This window comes from Dyella sp., assembly GCF_036568765.1.
GTDB lineage: Bacteria > Pseudomonadota > Gammaproteobacteria > Xanthomonadales > Rhodanobacteraceae > GSA-30.
Genome location: NZ_DATCRY010000189.1, coordinates 15,687 through 36,758, shown reverse-complemented (window position 1 = coordinate 36,758; position 21,072 = coordinate 15,687). Strand labels below are relative to the sequence as shown.

General features: G+C 62.5%; 17 protein-coding genes. 9 read left to right on the top strand and 8 right to left on the bottom strand.

The window, feature by feature from the left end; translation table 11 throughout:
• Window positions 1-53 precede the first annotated feature (53 nt).
• The 6 genes from VIM98_RS13235 to VIM98_RS13210 all read left to right on the top strand — a co-directional run bounded on the left by VIM98_RS13235 (window position 54) and on the right by VIM98_RS13210 (window position 6,146).
• Entirely contained in the window at window positions 54-1,394 is a 1,341-nt protein-coding gene (locus VIM98_RS13235) for a sigma-54 dependent transcriptional regulator (RefSeq protein WP_331993580.1), read from the top strand.
• A gap of 93 nt (window positions 1,395-1,487) precedes the next feature.
• Window positions 1,488-1,808 carry a hypothetical protein gene (locus VIM98_RS13230; protein WP_331993579.1) on the top strand — a complete coding sequence of 107 codons (321 nt, stop codon included), beginning with the start codon at window positions 1,488-1,490 and terminating at the stop codon, window positions 1,806-1,808.
• Between the two features lie 28 nt (window positions 1,809-1,836).
• Window positions 1,837-3,210, top strand: a complete 1,374-nt coding sequence (locus tag VIM98_RS13225; protein ID WP_331993578.1) for a sensor histidine kinase — start codon at window positions 1,837-1,839, stop codon at window positions 3,208-3,210.
• A gap of 83 nt (window positions 3,211-3,293) precedes the next feature.
• Entirely contained in the window at window positions 3,294-4,259 is a 966-nt protein-coding gene (locus VIM98_RS13220; protein WP_331993577.1) for an SPFH domain-containing protein, read from the top strand.
• Window positions 4,260-4,277: 18 nt separating this feature from the next.
• Window positions 4,278-4,727: an NfeD family protein gene (locus VIM98_RS13215; protein ID WP_331993576.1), complete on the top strand. Its 450-nt coding sequence runs from the start codon at window positions 4,278-4,280 to the stop codon at window positions 4,725-4,727.
• A 210-nt stretch (window positions 4,728-4,937) separates the two neighbouring features.
• Window positions 4,938-6,146, top strand: a complete 1,209-nt coding sequence (locus tag VIM98_RS13210; RefSeq protein ID WP_331993588.1) for a threonine/serine ThrE exporter family protein — start codon at window positions 4,938-4,940, stop codon at window positions 6,144-6,146.
• 87 nt (window positions 6,147-6,233) lie between these two features.
• Here the strand turns inward: VIM98_RS13210 and VIM98_RS13205 are convergent, their stop codons facing one another.
• The 3 genes from VIM98_RS13205 to VIM98_RS13195 form a co-directional block, all read right to left on the bottom strand.
• The gene (locus tag VIM98_RS13205; protein WP_331993575.1) at window positions 6,234-6,560 is read right to left on the bottom strand and encodes an H-NS histone family protein; all 327 of its coding nucleotides are present in this window, start codon (window positions 6,558-6,560) and stop codon (window positions 6,234-6,236) included.
• A 280-nt stretch (window positions 6,561-6,840) separates the two neighbouring features.
• Window positions 6,841-8,541: a proline--tRNA ligase gene (locus tag VIM98_RS13200; protein ID WP_331993574.1), complete on the bottom strand. Its 1,701-nt coding sequence runs from the start codon at window positions 8,539-8,541 to the stop codon at window positions 6,841-6,843.
• A 50-nt stretch (window positions 8,542-8,591) separates the two neighbouring features.
• A complete protein-coding gene (locus VIM98_RS13195) occupies window positions 8,592-9,017 on the bottom strand; it encodes a DUF4124 domain-containing protein (protein WP_331993573.1) in 426 nt (141 codons plus the stop codon).
• Between the two features lie 127 nt (window positions 9,018-9,144).
• Between VIM98_RS13195 and VIM98_RS13190 the strand changes: the two genes are divergently transcribed.
• The 3 genes from VIM98_RS13190 to rimI are packed head-to-tail and all read left to right on the top strand — an operon-like array spanning window position 9,145 to window position 10,879.
• Window positions 9,145-9,918 carry a phosphatidylcholine/phosphatidylserine synthase gene (locus VIM98_RS13190; protein WP_331993572.1) on the top strand — a complete coding sequence of 258 codons (774 nt, stop codon included), beginning with the start codon at window positions 9,145-9,147 and terminating at the stop codon, window positions 9,916-9,918.
• Window positions 9,915-10,397, top strand: a complete 483-nt coding sequence (locus VIM98_RS13185; RefSeq protein ID WP_331993571.1) for a hypothetical protein — start codon at window positions 9,915-9,917, stop codon at window positions 10,395-10,397. The genes VIM98_RS13190 and VIM98_RS13185 overlap by 4 nt, the downstream gene beginning before the upstream one ends.
• Window positions 10,397-10,879: a ribosomal protein S18-alanine N-acetyltransferase gene (gene rimI, locus VIM98_RS13180; protein WP_331993570.1), complete on the top strand. Its 483-nt coding sequence runs from the start codon at window positions 10,397-10,399 to the stop codon at window positions 10,877-10,879. Before VIM98_RS13185 ends, rimI begins: the two co-directional genes overlap by 1 nt.
• Window positions 10,880-10,949: 70 nt before the next feature.
• On the opposite strand, the gene VIM98_RS13175 is transcribed toward rimI, so the two are convergent.
• The 5 genes from VIM98_RS13175 to VIM98_RS13155 form a co-directional block, all read right to left on the bottom strand.
• Window positions 10,950-13,775, bottom strand: coding sequence for a valine--tRNA ligase (locus VIM98_RS13175; RefSeq protein ID WP_331993569.1), 2,826 nt, complete (start codon window positions 13,773-13,775; stop codon window positions 10,950-10,952).
• A 117-nt stretch (window positions 13,776-13,892) separates the two neighbouring features.
• Window positions 13,893-14,288: a hypothetical protein gene (locus VIM98_RS13170; protein ID WP_331993568.1), complete on the bottom strand. Its 396-nt coding sequence runs from the start codon at window positions 14,286-14,288 to the stop codon at window positions 13,893-13,895.
• A 127-nt stretch (window positions 14,289-14,415) separates the two neighbouring features.
• Window positions 14,416-16,845 (bottom strand): GH92 family glycosyl hydrolase, encoded by a 2,430-nt coding sequence (locus VIM98_RS13165; RefSeq protein ID WP_331993567.1) that lies wholly within the window; start codon window positions 16,843-16,845, stop codon window positions 14,416-14,418.
• Window positions 16,846-16,870: 25 nt separating this feature from the next.
• Window positions 16,871-18,313: a glycoside hydrolase family 125 protein gene (locus VIM98_RS13160; RefSeq protein WP_331993587.1), complete on the bottom strand. Its 1,443-nt coding sequence runs from the start codon at window positions 18,311-18,313 to the stop codon at window positions 16,871-16,873.
• Window positions 18,313-20,955, bottom strand: coding sequence for a beta-mannosidase (locus VIM98_RS13155; RefSeq protein WP_331993566.1), 2,643 nt, complete (start codon window positions 20,953-20,955; stop codon window positions 18,313-18,315). The genes VIM98_RS13160 and VIM98_RS13155 overlap by 1 nt, the downstream gene beginning before the upstream one ends.
• Window positions 20,956-21,072 lie beyond the last annotated feature (117 nt).

Genomic DNA, 21,072 nt, shown 5'->3' with positions numbered 1-21,072 from the left:
CTTTAAACCATTCGGCATAGGTACGCATCTATGCCCACATGTGCAGACGACGAATGCGAACTGTCCTGATCATCGATGACAACCCTACCGTCGGCGAGGCGCTCTCGCTGGCGCTTTCGCTGCACGAGATTCGGCCGCTGGTGGCGCTCACCCAGGAACAAGGCCTGGAGATGCTTGAGCGCGAGCGGGTGGATGTGGTGATCCAGGATATGAACTTCACCGCCGATACCACTTCCGGCGAAGAGGGCGTGGCGCTGTTCAGGGCGATCCGCCAGCGACACACCGATCTGCCGGTCATTCTGCTGACGGCCTGGACTCACCTGGAAACCGCGGTGGAGCTCGTCAAGGCCGGCGCGGCCGATTACATGGCCAAGCCCTGGGACGATGCCAAGCTGCTTGCCACGGTGGAAAACCTCCTGGAGCTGTCCGAATCCACCCGCGAGGTCAGCCGGGCACGCAACGAGCGACGCAAGCGCCGTGAGGATCTTCAGCGCCGCTATGACCTGGACGGATTGGTGTTCGCTTCCGAACCGATGGCCAGGACCCTGGAACTGGCTTGTCAGGTGGCCCGGTCCGAAGTGCCGGTCCTGATCACCGGACCCAATGGCGCCGGCAAGGAACGCATCGCGGCCATCGTGCATACCAATTCGCCGGTCAAGCGCGGTCCGTTCATTGCGGTCAACTGCGGTGCTCTGCCGGGCGAATTGATCGAAGCGGAGCTGTTCGGCGCCGATGCCGGTGCCTATACCGGAGCCAACAAGGCGCGCGAGGGCCGGTTCGAGATGGCCGACGGCGGCACCTTGTTCCTGGATGAAATCGGCAACCTGCCGCTCTCTGGCCAGGTCAAGCTGTTGCGCGTGCTGGAGACCGGACAGTTCGAACGCCTGGGCTCGGGGCGCACGCGTCAGGTCAAAGTGCGTGTGCTCAGCGCGACCAATGCCGATCTGAAGAGCATGATTCGTGCGGGAACCTTCCGCGAAGATCTTTACTACCGCCTCAACGTCATCGAAGTGAACCTGCCGCCGCTGGCCGAGCGTATCGATGACATCCTGCCGCTGGCCGAGCATTTCCTCGACGGTCGCGCGGAGCTGACCGATGCGGCACGAGAAGCCCTGCTGACCTATCCCTGGCCGGGCAATGTGCGCGAGCTGAAAAACGCCATCGAGCGTGCGGCCCTGTTAGCACCCGATGGCCGCATCGCTCCGGAGCTGCTCAATCTGCCCCAGCAGGCCATCGCACCTTCGCGCAACCTGGACGAACCCAGCCGTGAAGCGGTCGAGGCTGCATTGGATAAAGCCGATGGTGTGGTCAGCCGTGCCGCGCAAGCGCTCGGTCTGTCGCGGCAGGCGCTTTATCGGCGCATGGAGCGTTACGGGTTGGCTGCGCAAGCTTGATGCGGTGCCAATGAGCCGGCCCTTGTGGCCTATGCGCCAACGCGGCCTTGGCTCTAAGATCGGCTCATCCGCAACGCTGAAAGGTGCCCGGTCATGCGTCGTTCGATGATTCTGCTTGCTTCTCTTGTACTTGCCGCCTCGGCCCAAGTCGCCAGCGCGCAATCCACATCCCAGGCCAGCGACAGCTGGAGCAAGCCGGCCAGCGCGAGCACAGTGAAATACGGCGATAGCCGGGGCGGTAGCCAGGCCCAATCGAGCCCGTTCAAGTTCAAGGACTCCAAACCGCATGTGCAGGATGGCGTGCGGCCCGATCCGAACCGTCCGCAGGCGATCAACGACAACAGCGTATTTGGCGATAACGAGCGCCCGGCCGCCAACTGCGCGACCGACCCGCGGCAGTCCAAATGCCATTGAGCGCGTTGCGCCTAGATAAGGGGACGGCATGGCGCGTAGTTTGACCCTGCAGGTGCGTCTGACCGTGCTGCTGGGCATGGTCGGTATCGCCGGGGCTTTGATCTACTACGGCGTGACCCATTGGCCGCTGCCGCAATGGATCGCCTGGATGAAGAAAGATCTTTCGTTGACGGTGCCGATGCCTACCGGCCCCTACAGCGGCTTCATCGTGACTGTCGTCGTCTTGCTGCCATTGTCATTGTGGCTGGGACATCTTGTGATGGCGCCGGTCGCACGCATGCTGCGTGCGCTCGAAGGAGCGGTAGCAAGTTACCGCGACGGCGATTTCAGTTTTTCCATCGCCGCCCAGCGACGCGACGAACTGGGCGACCTGATCCGCATGCACAACACATTGGGCCAGACCCTGCGCGAACAACGGCAGAATCTGGCGCAGCGCGAGTTGCTGCTCGATACCGTGGTGCAGAACACGCCGGTGGCGCTGGTGCTCACCGATGCGAGCAATCGCGTGGTCTATGCCAATATCGCTGCGCGTCATCTTTTCAACGAAGGAAAATCGTTGCAGGGGCTGGATTTCACCGACCTGCTGCAAGGCACCCCCGAGACGCTGCGCCGCGCCGCCCTGGGCGGCGAAGATGCCTTGCTGACTGTGGACATGGATGGCAGCGAAGAGACTTTTCATCTGTCGCAGCGCAACTTCCGCCTGCAGGGAAGGCCGCATCGGCTGCTGCTGTTCCGCCGCATGACACGCGAGTTGTCACGCCAGGAGGTGGCGACATGGAAGCGCGTGATCCGCGTCATCAGTCACGAACTGAATAACTCGCTGGCACCGATTTCCTCGTTGGCCCATTCCGGTGCCGAGCTTGCACGTCGTGGCGACACGGAGCGCCTGCCAGGCGTATTCGCCACCATCGGCGAACGCGCGCGCCATTTGCACGGCTTTATTGCGGGTTATGCGAGTTTTGCCAAGCTGCCGGCGCCGCAACCGGTCAAGATCGAATGGACGCAGTTTTTGCAGGGCTTGGCGTTGCACTGCCAGTTTCATCTGGTGGGCGAACCGCCCAAGCATCCCGGTCGTTTCGATGCCGCGCAGATCGAACAGGTGCTGATCAACCTGATCAAGAACGCACACGAATCGGGTAGTGCCGACGACGGCGTGACCTTGTCGCTGTCCCTGGTCGGGCAAGAGCTGCGCATCGAAGTGGCCGACCACGGCCCCGGTATGAGCGAAACGGTATTGGCGCAGGCGTTGCTCCCGTTCTATTCGACCAAGCGTTCGGGTACTGGCCTGGGTCTGGCGCTGGCGCGTGAGATTACCGAAGCGCACGGCGGCCGGATCACGCTGGCGAACCGGGAAGAAGGCGGGCTGCGCGTGACGCTCATGTTGCCCCAGCCGGCGACCTGATTGCTTCGCCTTACAACGGCTTAACCCCCGTCCCCCGGGCGGCTCTCCTATACTCCATCATAACTATCGAACGGAGTCGTACCATGGGTCAGCTCTTTGCATTGGCTATTGCCGTGCTCGCCGTCATCATCGTGGCCAAGGCGGTTCGCGTCGTGCCGCAAGGTTACGAATGGACGGTCGAGCAATTCGGCAAGTACGTCCGCACGCTTTCGCCGGGCCTGCACTTTCTGATTCCGATCATGCACGGCATCGGTCGCAAGATGAACATGATGGAACAAGTGCTCGACGTGCCTAGCCAGGACGTGATCACCAAGGATAACGCGGTAGTGCGCGTAGACGGCGTGGTGTTCTACCAGGTACTGGACGCTGCCAAGGCTGCCTATGAGGTATCCAACCTCGAGCAGGCGGCCCTTGCGCTGGTCATGACCAATATCCGTACCGTGCTCGGCTCGATGGACCTGGACGAATCCTTGAGCCAGCGTGACGCGATCAATGCGAAGCTGCTGACCGTGGTCGACGAAGCGACTCACCCCTGGGGCGTCAAGGTCAACCGTATCGAGATCAAGGACATCGCACCGCCGCGCGACTTGGTCGACTCGATGGCGCGGCAGATGAAGGCCGAGCGCGAGAAGCGTGCGAATATCCTTGAGGCCGAAGGATTTCGCCAGGCCGCAGTGCTCAAGGCCGACGGCGAGAAGCAATCGGCGATCCTCGCCGCCGAAGGCAGGAAGGAGGCTGCTTTCCGTGAAGCCGAGGCGCGCATTCGCTTGGCCGAGGCCGAAGCGCAGGCGACCAAGCTCGTCTCCGATGCGATCGCCAGCGGCGACGTCAACGCACTTAATTACTTCATCGCCAACAAGTACGTCGAAGCGCTGAAGGAAATGGCCCATTCGCCGAACCAGAAAATGCTGTTGCTGCCGATGGAAGCGACAGGAGTCCTGGGATCGCTGGCAGGCATTGCGGAGCTGGCCAAGGAGTCGCTGGGCCAGCAGCAGGAAAAGCTGGCGGCCGGCCGCCGTACGCCGCCGCCCGCGCCAGGCAACTATTGAGAACGCAAGGGGGAGCGCATGCTTGCTAACGTCGCCGTACATTATCTGTGGTGGATGCTTGCGCTGGTATTGATTGCCGTCGAAGTTGTCCTGCCGGGGTATTTCATGCTGTGGATCGGCATCGCCGCGGCCGTGACCGGTGCGGTGGTGTTGGCTTGGCCGGAAAGCTCGGTGCTGGCGCAGTCCGTGATTTTCGTTGTGCTCGCTTTTGCTTCCTGTGCCGTGTACTGGTATGCGGTGCGTCCTCGCTTGCAACGTGTCGAGCCGGGCGACGAGCGTCTGAACCGGCGCGGCGAGCAGTTGATCGGCCAGCGCTATGTGCTGATCGAGTCGATCGTCAATGGGCGCGGCAAGGCTCGTGTCGGCGATGGCCAATGGCTGGTCAGCGGGCCGGATCTACCGCAAGGCACGACCGTGGAGGTCGAATCTGTCGACGGCACGGTGCTCAGGGTCAAGGCGGTGTCGTAAAGCGCCGCCAGGCGCCCGGGGGCGATGCTATACGTCACATGCCGACGGTTGCGAAGGCATGGCCCGGTGTCAAAACCACGCGCCTTCCGGTAACAATGCAGTATGCACCGCATTCCCTCGCCAACCCACGTACCTTGGAGCGCCCGTCCACCGCAGGCGTTCCGACCGTCTTTCGAAGATACTGAGCTGCAGACACGCATCGTCTTCGTCATGGAGCTGGCGCGGCGCCTGCATCAGTACGGCACCTCCACGCCACGCCTGGAAATGGCGATTACGGGTGTCTCGCAGCGTTTCGGCCTGCAGGCCGATGTCTGGTCGAGCCCTACCGCGATCATCATGTCGTTCGCCGAGATTTCCAAGGGCGAAGAGGCGCTGGCCCAAGTCACCCAGGTCATGCGCTTGTCGCCTGGCGACGTCAATCTGGCGCGTTTATGCGAAGTAGACACCATTGCCGACCGGGTGACCGCTGGCGAATTGGACATGCGCGAAGGGTTCCGGTTATTGCGTGAGTTGGGCAAGCCGGATACGCGCAAGGCCCAGGCCACTGTGATCGCGACGTATGGCCTGGCCGCCGCCAGCGTGGTCGCGCTGCTGTTGCGCGCTGCGTGGACGGACCTGGTCGTCGCCGGTGTCATCGGCACGATCATCGGCCTGATCATGGTTTCGTCGGCGACGCGCCCGCGTCTGGCTGTCGCCAGCGAGGCGATCAGCGCCCTGGTGGCAACGACCGTGGCTATTACGGTCAGTGCCTACGTTGTGCCGCTGGCGCTGAAATCGGTGATCCTGGCCAGCTTGATCGTGCTGGTTCCTGGCATGGCGCTGACCACGGCGGTCCGCGAAATTTCCAGTCAGCACCTGGTGGCCGGCATGGCGCGCATGGGCGGGGCGATTTCGACCTTGCTCAAGCTCACCTTCGGGACCGTGGCAGCCACCCAGCTTTGCGCTGCCCTGGGCATTCAGGCGCGCGATTTTGCCCAGGCGCCGCTACCTGTATGGACCGAAACCGTAGCGCTGATCGTCGGCGCGTTTGCGTGGGCTATCGCATTTCGCGCGGCGCGCCGCGATTGGCTGACCGTCATGGGGGCGGTGATCGCCGGCTACTTGGCCACGCGCTGGGGCGGGCAAATCGCCGGCTCGTTGCCGAAGGCGCCGTTCGGGGTTTTCCTGGGCGGTTTACTTCTCAGCGCGCTCGCTAACGTCTATGCGCGTTTCATGCACCGTCCCGGTGCTGTGGTGCGCGAGCCGGGGATTATCCTGCTCGTCCCGGGAAGTGTAGGTTTTCGCAGCGTTTCGTATTTGCTGGAGCGGGATACGGAGTTGGGCATGGACACCGGCTTGTTGCTGGTGACATTGCTTGTGTCGTTGGTTGCGGGGCTGCTTTTTGGCGATTTGCTGGTCTCGCCGCGGCGATCGCTTTGATCGAACCCATCGCCGGCTCGATAACGGCCCCGATGCAACAAAAAACGCCGGCGCAGGGCCGGCGTTCTTGCAGAGCATCTTGCGGGATTATCCGATCAACAGGCTCTTTTCGGACTTGCCGGCCTTCAGCGCATCGTTGAACCAGCGTGGGCGCTTGCCGCGGCCGGACCAGGTCTGCTCCGGATTGGCCGGATTCTTGTACTTCGGTGCAACGATGCCGCCCGAGCGGCGCTTGCCGGCGACTTTGCCGCCGAAAATATCGTCGAAGGAGTAGCCTTCTGCCTTGATCAGCGCGTGGATTTTTTCGCGAAGCTTGCCGACTTTTTCCTTGCGCAGCTCATTCTGGCGTATCTGCGCCTTGCTGATCAGATCGTTGAGCTGACTGTGGTTGAGGCTCTTGATATCGACGGCCATGATTGAAACTCCCGGGTGAGTGAGTGAAAAACAGCTTTTTGATTTAATTTGTATTGAAAGCAATTGGCGTCCCAATTGCAGGGTCGATTTTCCCCGAACCCTTACCCGATTGTAAAGTCGGCTTTCAAGTCCTTTGGCTACTACGAAGGTTATAATTGTCGGTCGGTTCCAGAATGTCCTGTAAGGTAATCGCTCTGATTATCATCGGGTTGCATGCGGCGCAAAAAAGGCCGCATAAGCGGCCTCTTTGTAAAACTTGCGAAAGATATTGTTGCCGGACTTAATGTCCTAGCAAAGCCAGTAATTGCTCTTGGGTTACCTGGCTGGATTGGCTTTCATGGCGGGCACGATATTCCAAGGTGCCAGCGGCCAAGCCACGTTCGCTGACCACCACGCGATGCGGGATGCCGATCAGCTCCATATCGGCGAACATGGCGCCAGGGCGCAGGCCGCGATCGTCCAGGACCGTCTCGACACCGAGCTCGTTCAATCGGTTATAGAGCGATTCCGCGGCCTGGGCAATGTCCGGTGCATTCTTCGGATTGATCACGCAAACGGCAACGCGCCATGGGGCCATCGGTTCCGGCCAGATCACGCCGGCATCGTCGTGGCGCTGCTCGATCGCCGCGGCGACGATGCGGCTGACGCCGATACCGTAGCAGCCCATGTACATGACCTGCGGCTTGCCTTGGTCGTCGAGTACGGTCGCCTTGAGAGCCTCGGCGTATTTTTGGCCTAGCTGGAAGACGTGGCCCACTTCGATGCCGCGTGCGATCCGCAACTGGCCCTTGCCATCGGGGGAGGGGTCGCCGGCGGTCACCTGGCGCAGGTCCTCTACACGGGCGATATAGGCATCGCGATCCCAGTTCGCGCCGACGTAGTGCGTGTCGTTGCGGTTGCCGCCGCAGACGAAGTCGGCCATGACGGCCGCGCTGCGGTCGACGATGACCGGAATCGAGGCCGGCAGACCCACCGGGCCGATAAAGCCCGGCCGTGTGCCAGTCGCGGCCAGGATTTCCTCCTCGCTGGCCAGCACCGATTCGTCCGGCAGTTCGGCGAGCTTGCTCGCTTTGACATCGTTGATGTCGTGGTCGCCACGCAAGCACAGGGCGACCAGGCCTTCTTTGCCGCGTACCAGGATCGTCTTGAGCACGCGGCCAGGGGGTACGCCCAGATGCGTGGCCACTTCTTCGACGGTGCGCACGCGCGGGGTATCGACGCGTTCCAGCGGCGCCGTGGGAGCCGGTCGCGGGTGAGTCGGTGCAAGCGCTTCGGCTTTCTCGATATTGGCTGCGTAATCAGACTGATCGGAGAACGCGATGGCATCCTCACCCGAATCGGCCAGCACCTGAAACTCGTGGCTGGCATTGCCGCCGATAGCGCCGGTATCGGCTTGCACCGCGCGGAAGGTCAAGCCCAGGCGGGTGAAAATGCGCGAATACGCCTGATACATGACATCATAAGTGGCCGCCAGCGAGGCCGGGTCCAGGTGGAAGGAGTAGGCGTCCTTCATCAGGAATTCGCGCGCGCGCATGACGCCGAAGCGTGGGCGGATCTCGTCGCGGAATTTGGTCTGGATCTGGTAGAAATTAACCGGAAGCTGTTTGTAGCTCTTCAGCTCGTTACGCGCGAAATCGGTGATGACTTCTTCATGCGTGGGGCCGTAGCAGAACTCTTGTTCCTTGCGGTCCTTGATTTTCAGCAACTGCCCGCCGAATTTCTGCCAGCGGCCGGTTTCTTCCCATAGCTCCTTGGGTTGCACCGAGGGCATCAGCATCTCGATGGCACCGGCGCGATTCATTTCCTCGCGCACCACCGCCTCGACCTTGCGCAAGACGCGCAGCCCCAGCGGGCTCCAGGTATACAGTCCCGCGGCGAGCTTGCGGATCATGCCGGCGCGCAGCATCAGGCGATGGCTGGCGATTTCCGCGTCGGCGGGGACTTCCTTGACGGTAGCCAGGTGGAATTGACTAAGGCGCATTTGAGCGGATCCGGCGTATAAAAACCTCGATTATAGCCGTCGGTTGCCGGTTATTTGCCGCAATACTTCTGGTATTGGGCCTGTGCGGTCGCCAACTGGTTCTTGCGCTGGTCGTCGTCGAGGTTCTGCTGCTGTCCATCGCCTTGCTGTACCGCGACCGGGCCTTCGCCTTGCAGCAGGTCCAGGTTCGACTTGAGCGAAGCGCAGAATTTGGCGCGATTGGCCGGTGTATCGGCCATCGGCTGGGCGGCCGGCGCAGGCTTGGGGGTCGCCTCGGCCGGGCTTTCGGTGTTCTGTGCCGGTTGGGCCACTGGCTCGGCGGTGCCTACCGTGGTGATCTTCTGGAACTTCGTCCCCGTCGGCGGCGGCGTTTCGGAATAATGCACCGTGCCGGCGCTATCCGTCCATTTGTAGGCTTGGGCGAAAAGCGATGGTGCGAGCAAAAGCAGCGCGGCGGCGAGCAGCGGACGGCGCATGGAGGTCTCCGGGCGGAATGCGATGCAGTCGCTAAGTTAACACCCTGGCCCCGGCCCGACTCAAGCCGGGTTGGAACCTGGACTCCCTCAGGCTCTAAACTTCGCGTATCCCGTCACGGATTGATTCATGAGCGATAGCACCCCCGTTCGCACGCCGCGGCACCGAGGCATCTACCTCCTGCCGAACCTGTTCACCACTGGCGCCATGTTCGCAGGCTTTTACGCGATCGTGACCAGTATCGGCGGCAACTACAGCGATGCGGCCATTGCCGTCTTCATTGCTGCCCTGCTGGACGGCATGGACGGGCGCGTCGCCCGGGCCACGGGCACGCAAAGCGAGTTCGGTGTGCAGTACGACTCGCTTTCCGACCTGGTCAGCTTCGGCCTTGCGCCGGCCTTGGTGATGTACACCTGGTCGCTGTCCACGTTGAAGGATTTCGGGCCGACCTGGGGCAAGATCGGCTGGGCGGCAGCTTTTATCTATGCGGCCTGCGCCGCCTTGCGCCTGGCGCGGTTCAATACCCAGGTGAAAGTGATCGACAAGCGCTATTTTCAGGGCCTGGCCAGTCCGGCAGCGGCGGCCGTCTGCATGGCGTTCGTCTGGAGCATGGACAAGTTCGGTGTCGCCGGCGCGGACGTATCCCCGCTGACCTTGCCGATGGCGGTTATCGTGGGCCTCCTGATGGTCAGCCGCTTCCGCTATTTCAGTTTCAAATCGCTGCCCGGGCAGGGCGGGCCGGTGTCGTTCTTGTGGATGATCGCCGGCGTGCTGGTGTTGATCCCGTTTTTCGTCGATCCGCCGCGTGTGCTTTTTGTGGTTTTCCTTCTCTATGCCCTGTCCGGTCCGGTGGTAACGCTCTGGGGCGTGGCGACGCGCCGTCGCCGCCGAGGCGGTGCATGAGCGGATCGGCGCCGGTACCGGTTGAGCATCGGGCGCGCCTGCTGCGCGCGCTTGGGGTCACACCGTGGGTGCGGCGCCATCGATTGACCGATGCCGCGCCGGTTGCCGCGCCCGCTGCGATCGATGCTGGCAGTGCCGACAGTGTCGTGCTCCTGCCGGCGGGCTGCCCGGTGCCGTTACTCGATTTGCTCGGACGGGCGTTCCAGGCCTATGGCCCGGTATTGGCGCGGGCGGCGCGCATTGAAGTGGGCGCGGACGGCCAGCTCGGGCATGTGCCCGAAGCGCGGGCCTATCTGGTGTTCGGTCAAGCGCAGGCACATGCGTTGGGCCGCGTGTTGCCGGCGGCTGTGCTGCATCGCGCACAGATTGTGCTGGCCGACGAGCCGCATGCGATCCGCACCAGCGGCGAAGGAAAGCGCCGGCTATGGAACGCGCTACGCAGTTTGCGTCGTGCCCTGGCGGACGGAGGCCAGCCGTAATGGTGGCGGTCGCGCGGCCGCATGCGCAGGTGCGCGCGATGCGACGCGACGACTTGGATACCGTCGCCGAGTTGGAGCGCGCGTCCTACGAATTTCCCTGGTCGCCGGGTGTGTTCGGCGACTGCTTGCGTGCGGGCCACCCATGCTGGGTGATGTGCCTGGACGAGGAGGTGGTCGGTTACGGCATCCTCTCCGTCGGTGCGGGCGAGGCGCATATCCTCAATGTGTGCATCGGCGAGAAGCACCGCGGCCTGGGTCTGGGGCGGCACTTGATGCGCCGCTTGCTCGACATTGCGCGCTGGCATGCGGCCGAACGGGTGTTCCTGGAGGTGCGTCCATCCAATCCGGTAGCGCAGGCGCTCTACCGATCGATGGGCTTTGCGCAGATCGGCCAGCGGCCGAAGTATTACCCCGCCAAGGATGGGCGTGAGGATGCGATTGTGATGGCGTTGGAGATGGGGGAGCAGGGAGTCAAGGAGTAACCGAGGTGAGCCGGAAGTCGCTGGGTCCCAGCGACTCTACGCAGGCCCTCGGCATTTCAAGCCCTGGCAGCTAGGCCAACTTCCTTGCCTGTTCCCGCAACGCATCCAGTTGCACATTCCAGTCCGCGATACGCTGCCGCTCCTGCTCCACCACGGCGGCAGGCGCATTCGCCACGAAGTTGGCGTTACCCAATTTACCCTCGCACTTCTTGATCTCGCCTTCGATGCGTCCGATCTCCTTGGCCAGGCGCGTTTTTTCCGCACCCACGTCGATCAAGCCTGCCAGCGGAATCAACACGCGCATCGAACCGACGACCGCAGCCGCAGCCGCCGGTTCGTCAGCGCCGGCGTCGATCCACTGCGGCGATTCCACACGAGCCAGGAAAGCGATCTGAGCGGCGAATTTGGTCGCGCGCGCGCGATCGGTCGCGTCGCCATCGGCCAGCAGTAGCGGAATGGTCTTGCCGGGAGCGATGTTCATTTCCGAGCGGATGCGGCGAATACCGCTCAGTACGTTCTTGAACCACTCGATCTCGGCAGTCGCTGTATCGTCGCCGACGATATTCCCGGCTTGCGGCCACGGACGCCGCAGCAAAGCGTTTTCAGTCAAACCGAGCTTGGGTGCGACGATCTGCCAGATCTCTTCGGTGATAAACGGGATGATCGGATGCAGCGCACGCAGGATCGTCTCCAGCACTACCAGCAGGGTGCGCCGGGTCGATGCGGAAGCAGCGGCGTCATCGCCACTCAGGGCCGGCTTGGACAGTTCCAGGAACCAGTCGCAGTATTCGTTCCAGACGAATTCGTACAGCGCCTGTGCCAGCAGGTCGAAACGATAGCTGACGAAATGTTGCTCGACTTCGGTCAAGGTCCGCTTCAGGCGTGTGAGGATCCAGCGCTCTGCTTCGGTCGCCGGTGCGCCGGTGGCGACAAGCTCGCCTTCGGGCAGGTTCATCAAGACGAAGCGCGCCGCGTTCCACAGCTTATTGCAGAACGCCTTGTAGCCTTCGGCGCGTTTGATATCGAAATTGATCGTGCGGCTATAACTGGCGAGCGCAGCGAAAGTGAAGCGCAGCGCATCGGTGCCGATGGCGGGGATGCCGCCCGGATAATCCTTGCGCACGCGCTTTTCCACTTTCTCGCGCACTTGCGGGATCAGCAGCGATCTAGTGGATTTTTCCACCAGCGGCTCCAGCTCGATCCCGTCGATCAGGTCCAGCGGATCCAGCGTATTGCCCTTGGATTTGGACATCTTCTGGCCTTCGGCGTCGCGCACGATGGCGTTGATGTACACCTCGCGGAACGGCACCTGGCCGGTGAAGTACTTGGTCGCCATCACCATGCGCGCGACCCAGAAGAAGATGATGTCGAAGCCGGTCACCAGCACGGCGCTGGGCAGGAACAGCTTGTCGTGCTCCCAGTTGGCGACGATCTCGCCGCGCTCGTTCTTCACCGGCCCGTCGGCGGGCCAGCCGAGCGTGGAGAAGGGCCACAGCGCAGAGCTGAACCAGGTGTCGAGTACGTCCTCATCCTGGCGCAACGCACCGACCGGTGCGGTGGTGGCATGCGCGCGGGCATCGGCCTCGTCTTCACCGACGAAGATATTTCCGGCCTCGTCGTACCATGCGGGAATGCGGTGTCCCCACCAAAGCTGGCGGCTGATGCACCAGTCCTGGATGTTGTCCAGCCATTGTGTGTATGTGGTGGTCCAGTTTTCCGGCACGAACTTGATCTCACCGGAGCGCACCGCGTCGAGCGCCGGCTCCGTGATCGCCTTGCGTCCGCCGGGGCGGCCATCGGCCTGTGCGTCGGAGGTGAGATCGACGAACCATTGGTCGGTCAGCATCGGCTCGATCACCGCATCCGAGCGCTGGCTTACCGGCACCTGCAATTTGTGCGGTTTGGTCTCGACCAGCAGGCCGGAAGCCTCCAGGTCGGCGAGCACATGTTTGCGTGCCTCGTAGCGATCCAGGCCGCGGTACTTCTCGGGCGCGTTGTCGTTGACCTTGGCGTCGAGCGTGAAGATCTCGATCGGCGCGAGCTTGTGGCGCTGGCCGATGGCGTAGTCGTTGAAATCGTGCGCTGGCGTGATCTTCACGCAACCGGTGCCGAATTCGCGCTCGACGTAATCGTCGGCGATCACCGGAATTTCCCGGCCCGACAGCGGCAGGTGCAGCATCTTGCCGACAAGGTGCTTATAACGCTCATCGTCCGGATGCACGGCGACGGCCACGTCGCCCAGCATGGTTTCCGGACGCGTGGTCGCGACCACGACGCTGTCGCTGCCGTCGGCGGTGAGATAGCGGATCGACCACAGGTGGCCGTCACGCTCGACGTTGGTGACTTCCAGGTCCGACACGGCGGTCTGCAGCGCCGGATCCCAGTTCACCAGGCGATTGCCCCGGTAGATCAAGCCGGCGCGATACCACTCCACGAACACTTTGCGTACCGCGGCGGACAGGCCCTCGTCCATGGTGAAGCGTTCGCGCGACCAGTCGGCGGCGACACCCAGGCGACGCATCTGGTTGGTGATGGTCGAACCCGACTCTTCTTTCCACTGCCATACGCGTTCGACAAAAGGCTCGCGACCCAGGTCGTGGCGTGTCTTGCCGTCAGCTGCCAGCTGGTTCTCCACGATCTTCTGCGTGGCGATGCCGGCGTGATCCGTACCTACCTGCCAGAGCGTGTTGAAGCCGCGCATGCGGTGGTAGCGGATCAGCATGTCCATCACGGTCTGCTGGAACGCGTGGCCCATGTGCAGCGTGCCAGTGACGTTCGGCGGCGGCAGCAGAATGCAGTAGGGCGTGCCTTGGCCCGGGGGCTTGAAGTCGCCACTGGCTTCCCAGCGGGTATACCACTTGGATTCGATCGGGCGCGGCTCGAAACTCTTTTCCATGGGGGGACTCGGATGGGCGCACCGGTCCGGCGCGCGCGAAAGGGCAGTCAAACTCCCATTGTAAAGGCTGGGGCCGGACCTGCCAAAAAGGGCCCGCTCCGCCCCGGACATCCCCAGCTAGCGCCTGGCGCCGAGCAGACCCACCTTGTAGCCTGCGGCGCGCAGGCGGCTATTGGCCTGGCTGCTCAGGACCAGCAGCAGGATATTGAGCAGAGGTGCAAACATGAGCACCAGGCAGAACACGCTCAGTGCGGGGTGAAACCCCAGCCCGGAACGCAATCGCCGGACACCGATCAACGCCATGATCAGCGCGATCAGAAGCATTGCGTCCGCTGCGATAGCCCCAAGCGCCCCCCATGGCAGGCTCGGTATAGCCGCAGTCAGAAAATAGAGCAGGATCGCGTAGATCACCCATTTTTGCCCGGACAGGACCTGCTCGGTATTGGCATCGTCTCGCGGCGCATCGGCCACGCGCGCCATCGGCGCCGAATACGGATTGAATGGCTCGCTCATTAGGCTTCCCCTCAAGGAAAGCCATGGATGGCTTCATGCATGACCTTGGCAGCGGCAATAGCTATGCAAGCTGAAAAAATACGCCGATTGACGGACCGTGAGGGCAGCCCGCCAATCGGCGCGGTCCTCAAGCTGTCACGTCGACCTTGGCGTCGGCGGGCAGCCCGAAGGCGGGCGGTCGGTCAGTCAGGGCCGAACCGAACGAAACATTGGGCTTATCGCCCATGACGAAGACCAGCGTGCCCCCGGCAGCCAGCTCGCTATGCGTGATCCAGCTACGCGTCCAAGGCTTGCCGTTCCAGGTGACCGACTGGATGTACGGACGCCCCTTGCCGTTGCCCTTGGTCTCCACCACGAGGCGCTTGCCGCCGGCGAGCTGCACCTCGGCACGGTCCAATATCGGACTGCCGAACACATAGTTGGTACTGACCGGATCGACCGCGTAAAGGCCGAGTGCACTCATCACGTACCAAGCGCTCATCTGGCCGCAGTCCTCATTACCGGGCAAGCCATCGGGGGCGGGCAGGTACATGGTTTCCATCAGCATGCGCACGCGCGCCTGTGTCTTGTAGTGCGAACCGCTGTATGCGTAGAGGTAGGGCATGTGGTGCGCCGGCTCGTTGCCGAACGCGTACTGGCCGACCATGCCGGCGATATCCGGCGGCGCATCGGCAGGCAGCGTGGAGTCGGTAGTGAAGAGCTGATCCAATTTCGCTTCGAACGCCTTTTCGCCGCCGAACAGCGTCATGTAGGCGTAAAGATCGTGCTGGTTGAGGAACGTCGCTTGCCAGGCATTGGATTCGGTGAAATCGCGCCACTTCTTCGAATGGCCCATGGCGCGCGGGTCGAACGGCTCCAGCCACTTGCCGTCGCTGCCGCGAGGACGGACAAAGTTCTGCGTCTTGTCGAACACATTGCGATAGTTGCGAGAACGCTTGCGCAGCAGTTCGGCATCGTCATGCGCACCGGCCGCGTCGGCCATCGAAGCCATGACCCAGTCATCGTAGGCATATTCGAGCGTCTTGCTGACAGCTTCGTTGTGCAGATCCGATGGGATATAGCCGCGCTTGCGGTAGTCGGCCAGGCCCAGGTAATCGTCTTCCATTGCGCGCTTGCGATAGATGGGCCAGGCTTTGGCGTAGTCGATACCCTTGAAGCCCTTGGCCTGTGCCTCGGCGATCACCACGGCCGAGTGATAGCCGATCATGCAGACCGTTTCGATGCCTTGCAGCGGCCATACGGGTGGGCCGGCTGGGCTTTCGGCTGCCATCCGCACCAAGCCGTCGACCAGGTCGGGCACGCGCTCGGGCTGGAACAGCGTCATCAGCGGGTGCTCGGCGCGATAGGTATCCCACAGCGAATAGGTGCTGTAGTTGTGCCGGCCTGCCGGCAGCTGATGCACCTGCATGTCCATGCCGCGATAGCGGCCATCGGTGTCGCTGAACAGCGTCGGCGCCAGCATGGTGTGATATAGCGCGCTATAGAAGGTGCGCTTGATATCGTCCGAGCGGGTGTCGATGTGAATGCGGCTGAGTTCCTGCTCCCAGCTCGCTTCGGCATGTGCGCGCACCCCGTCGAAATCCCAATCCGGAATTTCCTTGGAGAGGTTGCGCAGCGCACCTTCGACATCCACGCCGGAGATGCCCACCTTGACCAGCAGCGGCGCGCTATTGGCCTTGTCGAAAAACAGTGCGGCCTTCAGGTTGGTACCGTCGGCTTGGGTGCTGCCGTCTGTCAGCGCCTTATCGTTCGAATACAACGATGCCTTGCGGAACGGACGCGAGACCTTGAGCGCGAAATAGATGTGCCGCCCGTTTGCCCACTGATGCACCACGCGCGAGCCGACCAGGGTGTCGTTGCCGATCAGCTGAAGCTTGGCATCGGTAACGCGGGTAGGTATTTTCGGATCGTCATGGAAGCCGTGCGCAAAGTCGACCAGCAGATGCGCATCGGCTTCCTGGAACGTGTAGCGATGAAAGCCGGCACGCTCGGTGGCGGTGAGTTCGGCCAGGACCTTGCTGTCGGTCAGCTGCACACGGTAGTAGCCAGGGTGGGCTTCTTCCTGGGTGTAGCGCGAGCGGTACCCTTTGACGCCGGTCTTGTAACCCTTCGGCTCGTTCTTGCCCGGCCGCACGCCGTCGAAGCGCGAATGATAGTTTACGCCGTCGTACTCACGATCGCCCGGTTGCAGCAGCACCTCGCCAATCGCCGGCACTACCAACACGTCCAGCATGTCGCTGGCACCGGTGCCGGAAAGGTGCGTATGCGAGAAGCCCATGATGGAACCGTCGCCCTGGTGATAGCCGGAACTGCCATCCCATTGCGCGCTATAGGTATCGGGGCTGAGCTGCACCATGCCGAACGGCATCGTCGCACCAGGATACGTGTGGCCATGGCCACCCGTGCCGACGAAGACATCGACGTGGCGCGATACGCCTTCGGCCAGCGCGGTCTTCTTGCCCGCTGCTTTGGCGGCGAACGCGGGCAGCGCGCCGATCTGGCTGCCCATGACGGTGAGGGCGGCCATGCCTTGGATGAAGCGGCGACGCGTGACCATGTTGCGTGACTCCTCTAAATATGAGTTAGACCTGCCGCAAAGCGGCGGGGTAATGCTGGACAGTCTGAACCATCAACTCGCCGAACAGCGTGTTGGCCCAGGCAAACCAAGACCGCGTGAACGTGGCCGGGTTGTCCTGGTCAAATGCCTCGTGCATGAAGCCGGTGTCGGCGTGCGTCGACTTGAGCATGCGCAAGCTCTGCGCGATCTCGGCTTCGTCATTGCTGGTGAAAGCGCGCATCATGATCGACATCGGCCAGATCATGCGCATGCCTTCGTGGGGGCCGCCGATACCCTCGCCAGCGCGCCCTTTGAAGAAATAGGGGTTGCGCGCGCTCCATACTGCCGCACGTGTGCGTCGATAGCGGGCGTCTTCGCGCTTGCAGCTTCCCAGATAGGGTAGGGCGAGCAGGCTCGGTACGTTGGCATCGTCCATGAACAACTGGTTGCCGTAACCGTCCACTTCATACGCCCATAGATCGCCCTGGCTATCGCGAATGACACCGTGCGTTTCCACGGCCTGGCGGATTTCGGCGGCCAAGGCCTCGCACTCGGCGGCCAGCGTCTCGTCGCGGAAGCGTTGGCGCAGCATCGTCGCCAGTTGTCCTAATGAAGTCACGGCAAACAGATTGCCTGGAATATTGAACGGATAGAGTGTGGCGTCATCCGATGGACGGAACATTGCGTGGATCATGCCGGTCGGACGCGTCGGGTTGCCGTAGCCTTGCAGGAACTGCGATTCCGTCGGGTTCTGCGATGTCCGCTGGAACTTATAGGGGCCAGGGCCGTCTTTGCGCTGCTGCTCCTTAAAGGTCTGCACGACCTTGCGCATGGCAGCGTGCCAGCTGTCATCGAATGGCGTGCGATCGCCGGTGGCCTGCCAGTAGCCATAGGCGAGGCGAATGGGATAGCACAGCGAATCGATCTCCCATTTGCGTTCGGCAACGCCAGGGCGCATATCGGTGATGTCGTGCTGTGCCCAGTCCAGATTGCTCTTGGCTTTCGGGTCGGGCATGAAGGCGTTGGCGTACGGATCGATGCCGATGCAAACCGCGTGGCGACGGATCAAGCCATGAAACAGCCGCTGCAGCGCTTTGTCTTCTTTCGCTAGCGACACATAAGGCCAGACTTGCGCAGAGGAATCGCGCATCCACATCGCGTCGATATCGCCGGTGACGACAAAAGTGTCCGGTTGGCCGTCGAGCGTACCGACCTCGACGGTGGTGTCGAGCGTGTTGGGATAACAGTTCTCGAACAGCCAGGCCAGCTCAGGATCGGCAATGCGCGCTTTGGTCTGTGCGATCGCGCGCTCGACGGCGGGACTGACGAATTTGCGTTTGCCGACCGGCGGACGTCTGCTGGCGAAGGATGCCTTACCGCTGGCAGGCACGGCGAAAGCAGTCCCCGCCAAAGTGGCGGCCACCGGTGCCAGCGCCAGGAATTTCAGCAGGCTGCGACGCGAAGTCATCATGGTTTGGCTCCCCCGCTGGCGGGTTGGATGGCATCGACCAGCGAGATCAGCGTGGGCTGTTTATGCACGTCGCCAGCGGTCTTGCTATCGACTCGGATATCCACCTGCTCACCGGGCAGCAAGTCGAAGGCGTTGTCCGAGAGCTGTACGTCGGCATCGCCTGTGTCGATCCAGACGCCGCGTGCAAGGCGCTTGGCGCTGACGCGCAGCAGTTTGCCACCGTCCAACCATTCCGCCTTGAGCTCCGGCTTGGCAGGCAAGGCGAGATCCTTGGCCAGACCGAAGTACACCAAGTGACGCGCGATCGGCTTGCCGCCCTCGATCACTTCGAACACCGCGACGGTGTGCTTGGGATCGGCGCCACGGAGGAGCTCGGCATCGCTGAACGCGCCAGCCGCAGTGCTCGCCAACGCCGCGGCTTTCACCGGCTCAGTCGACGTATGCAGCAGCTTGCCGTCCATGTCGTAGACGCGAGTACGCAGCTGCGCGTCGAAGGCGCCGGTGCGGTCGGATACGACGAAGACCGAAGTCTTGCCGTCGCGGCGTATCGGCACCACGCTGACGGGCGCGTAGAAGCGGCGCGCGTGGTATTGCAGCGCTTTCCAACGGCCGAAATAGTCGATGCTCGACCATGAGGGACCTGGCCAGACATCGTTGAGCTGCCAGTACAGCGAGCCCATGCTCTGCGGACGCGCGCTGCGCAGGTGCTCGGCCGCCAGCTCGATACCTTCGGCTTGCATGATCTGGCTCAGGTACACGAACGATGCGAAATCCTTCGGCTCGCCATAGCGTGCACGGATGTAGAGCAAAGCGCGGTCGTTGCCATTGCCATTGGCGAACTTCTGGTGTGCACGCATCACCGGCGAGTTCGGCGAGCGGTCGTCCGGTCGGGTGAAGCTGTCGATCGTCGCGAGCACAGGGAACGACTGCAAGCCGTACTCGGACTGGAAGCGCGGTGTGGTTTCCAGGTAGTTCTCGATCGGTTTGGAGCCAGACCAGACGTCCCAGTAATGATAGTCGCCATCGGTCACCACATTGGCCGGGCCGTCGAAATCGGTGCTAGGCGAGCTGGCCCAATACGGTACTTCCGGTGCCAGCTTGTTCGTCACATTCCTCAGCGTGTGCCCGAACAATTCTTTCATGCCCTGTTCGACCTTGGCGCGTTCCTCGGCGGAGATCGACTGGCGAAAGGTTTCGCGATCCGGCCACGATTCCCAGCCGGTCTGGACTTCGTTGTTGCCGCACCAAAGCACGATGCTGGGATGATCGCGCAGGCGCATTACCTGCTCGGTGGCCTCGATCTCGGTGTTCTTGCGGAAAGCTTCGTCATAGGGCGGAATGGCGCCGCCGAACATGTAATCCTGCCAGATCATGATGCCGAGACGATCGGCCATCGCGTAGAAGTCGTCGGTCTGGTAGTACCCGCCGCCCCACATGCGCAACATGTTCATGTTGGCATCGCGCGCGGAAGTGAGGATTTGTTCGATGCGAGCGTTGGTGACGCGCTCAGGGAAATTGTCGAATGGAATCAGATCCGCGCCCTTGGCGAAGATCGGCACGCCGTTGACCACAAAAGCGAAGCCGCGTCCCCACCGATCGCGGTCGCGGCGCAGTTCCACGCTGCGCAGGCCGGTATCGCGATCGCTGCTGGCCAGGGTCTCGTTGCCGGCAACGATGTCGGCGTGGAAGCGGTAGAGATTCTGTGCGCCGTAGCCGGCAGGCCACCAGCGTTGCGGATGAGCGATGGTCAATGGCAGGGTCAGCGCGTTGTCGCCCGTTTTCAGCGTGACATCCTGGCTAGCCTGGCCATGAGTGCCGTCCGGAGCCGTCCAGGTGAGGTCGATCTTGGCGTTGCCGGCTTTGTCGGCATGTACCAGGAATTGCGCGGCGAGCTCGGCCTTGTCGGCATCGACGTGCGGTTGGGCTATATGGAAATCCGCCAGGCGCAGCGCGTCCCAGCTTTCCAGCTTGACCGGCTGCCAGATGCCGACGGTGACGTAGCGCGGACCCCAATCCCAGCCGTACTGGTAATTGGCCTTGCGCACGTAGTTGGATGTCTGCTTGCCCTTGGGTTCATCGCCGAACACGGTATCGAATTCGCCAGGCAGGGCATAAGGCTGTTTCAGCAACCATGGCAGCAGGCGGCCGATGGGCGAATGCAGGTGTACGACCAAGGTATTCGTGCCGGGATGCAGGCGCTCCTTTGCCGGCAGGCGCCAGCGGCGGAACATGTTGTCGGTACTGACGAGTGGCTTGCCGTTGAGCTCGACGTCGGCAAAGGTATCCACGCCGTCGAAGACGAGATCGACGTGGTCACGCTTGAGTGCGGCCGCATCGACATCGAAACTGAGCCGATAGTCCCAGTCGGCCAGCCCGATCCATTGCAGGCTGGCCTCGTTATCGCGATAGAACGGATCGCCGATCTTGCCGTTGGCGAGCAGGTCGGTCTGCGCGCTCCCGGGAACCTTCGCCTCCAGCCAAGCCGTCTGCTGCGGATGCTGCTTGGCTTGCTCGCTGGCGGGAGCCAGCCGGAACTGCCAGCCACTGTCGAGCACACGCGTCGTCGGCGTGGCGGCGAGGGCGCTGCCGCCCGTGGTGAAGACGAGGGCGGCCAGCAGGCCGATGGAGAGGCGTGTCATGGGTGACAAGGCTTGGCGCTCCGCATCCAGCTGAAAAGATGTTTATCGCATGAAACTTACTTCGGTGTACCCCTCCGGCCACACCATGCACAAAAAAAACCGGGCGCATTACGCGCC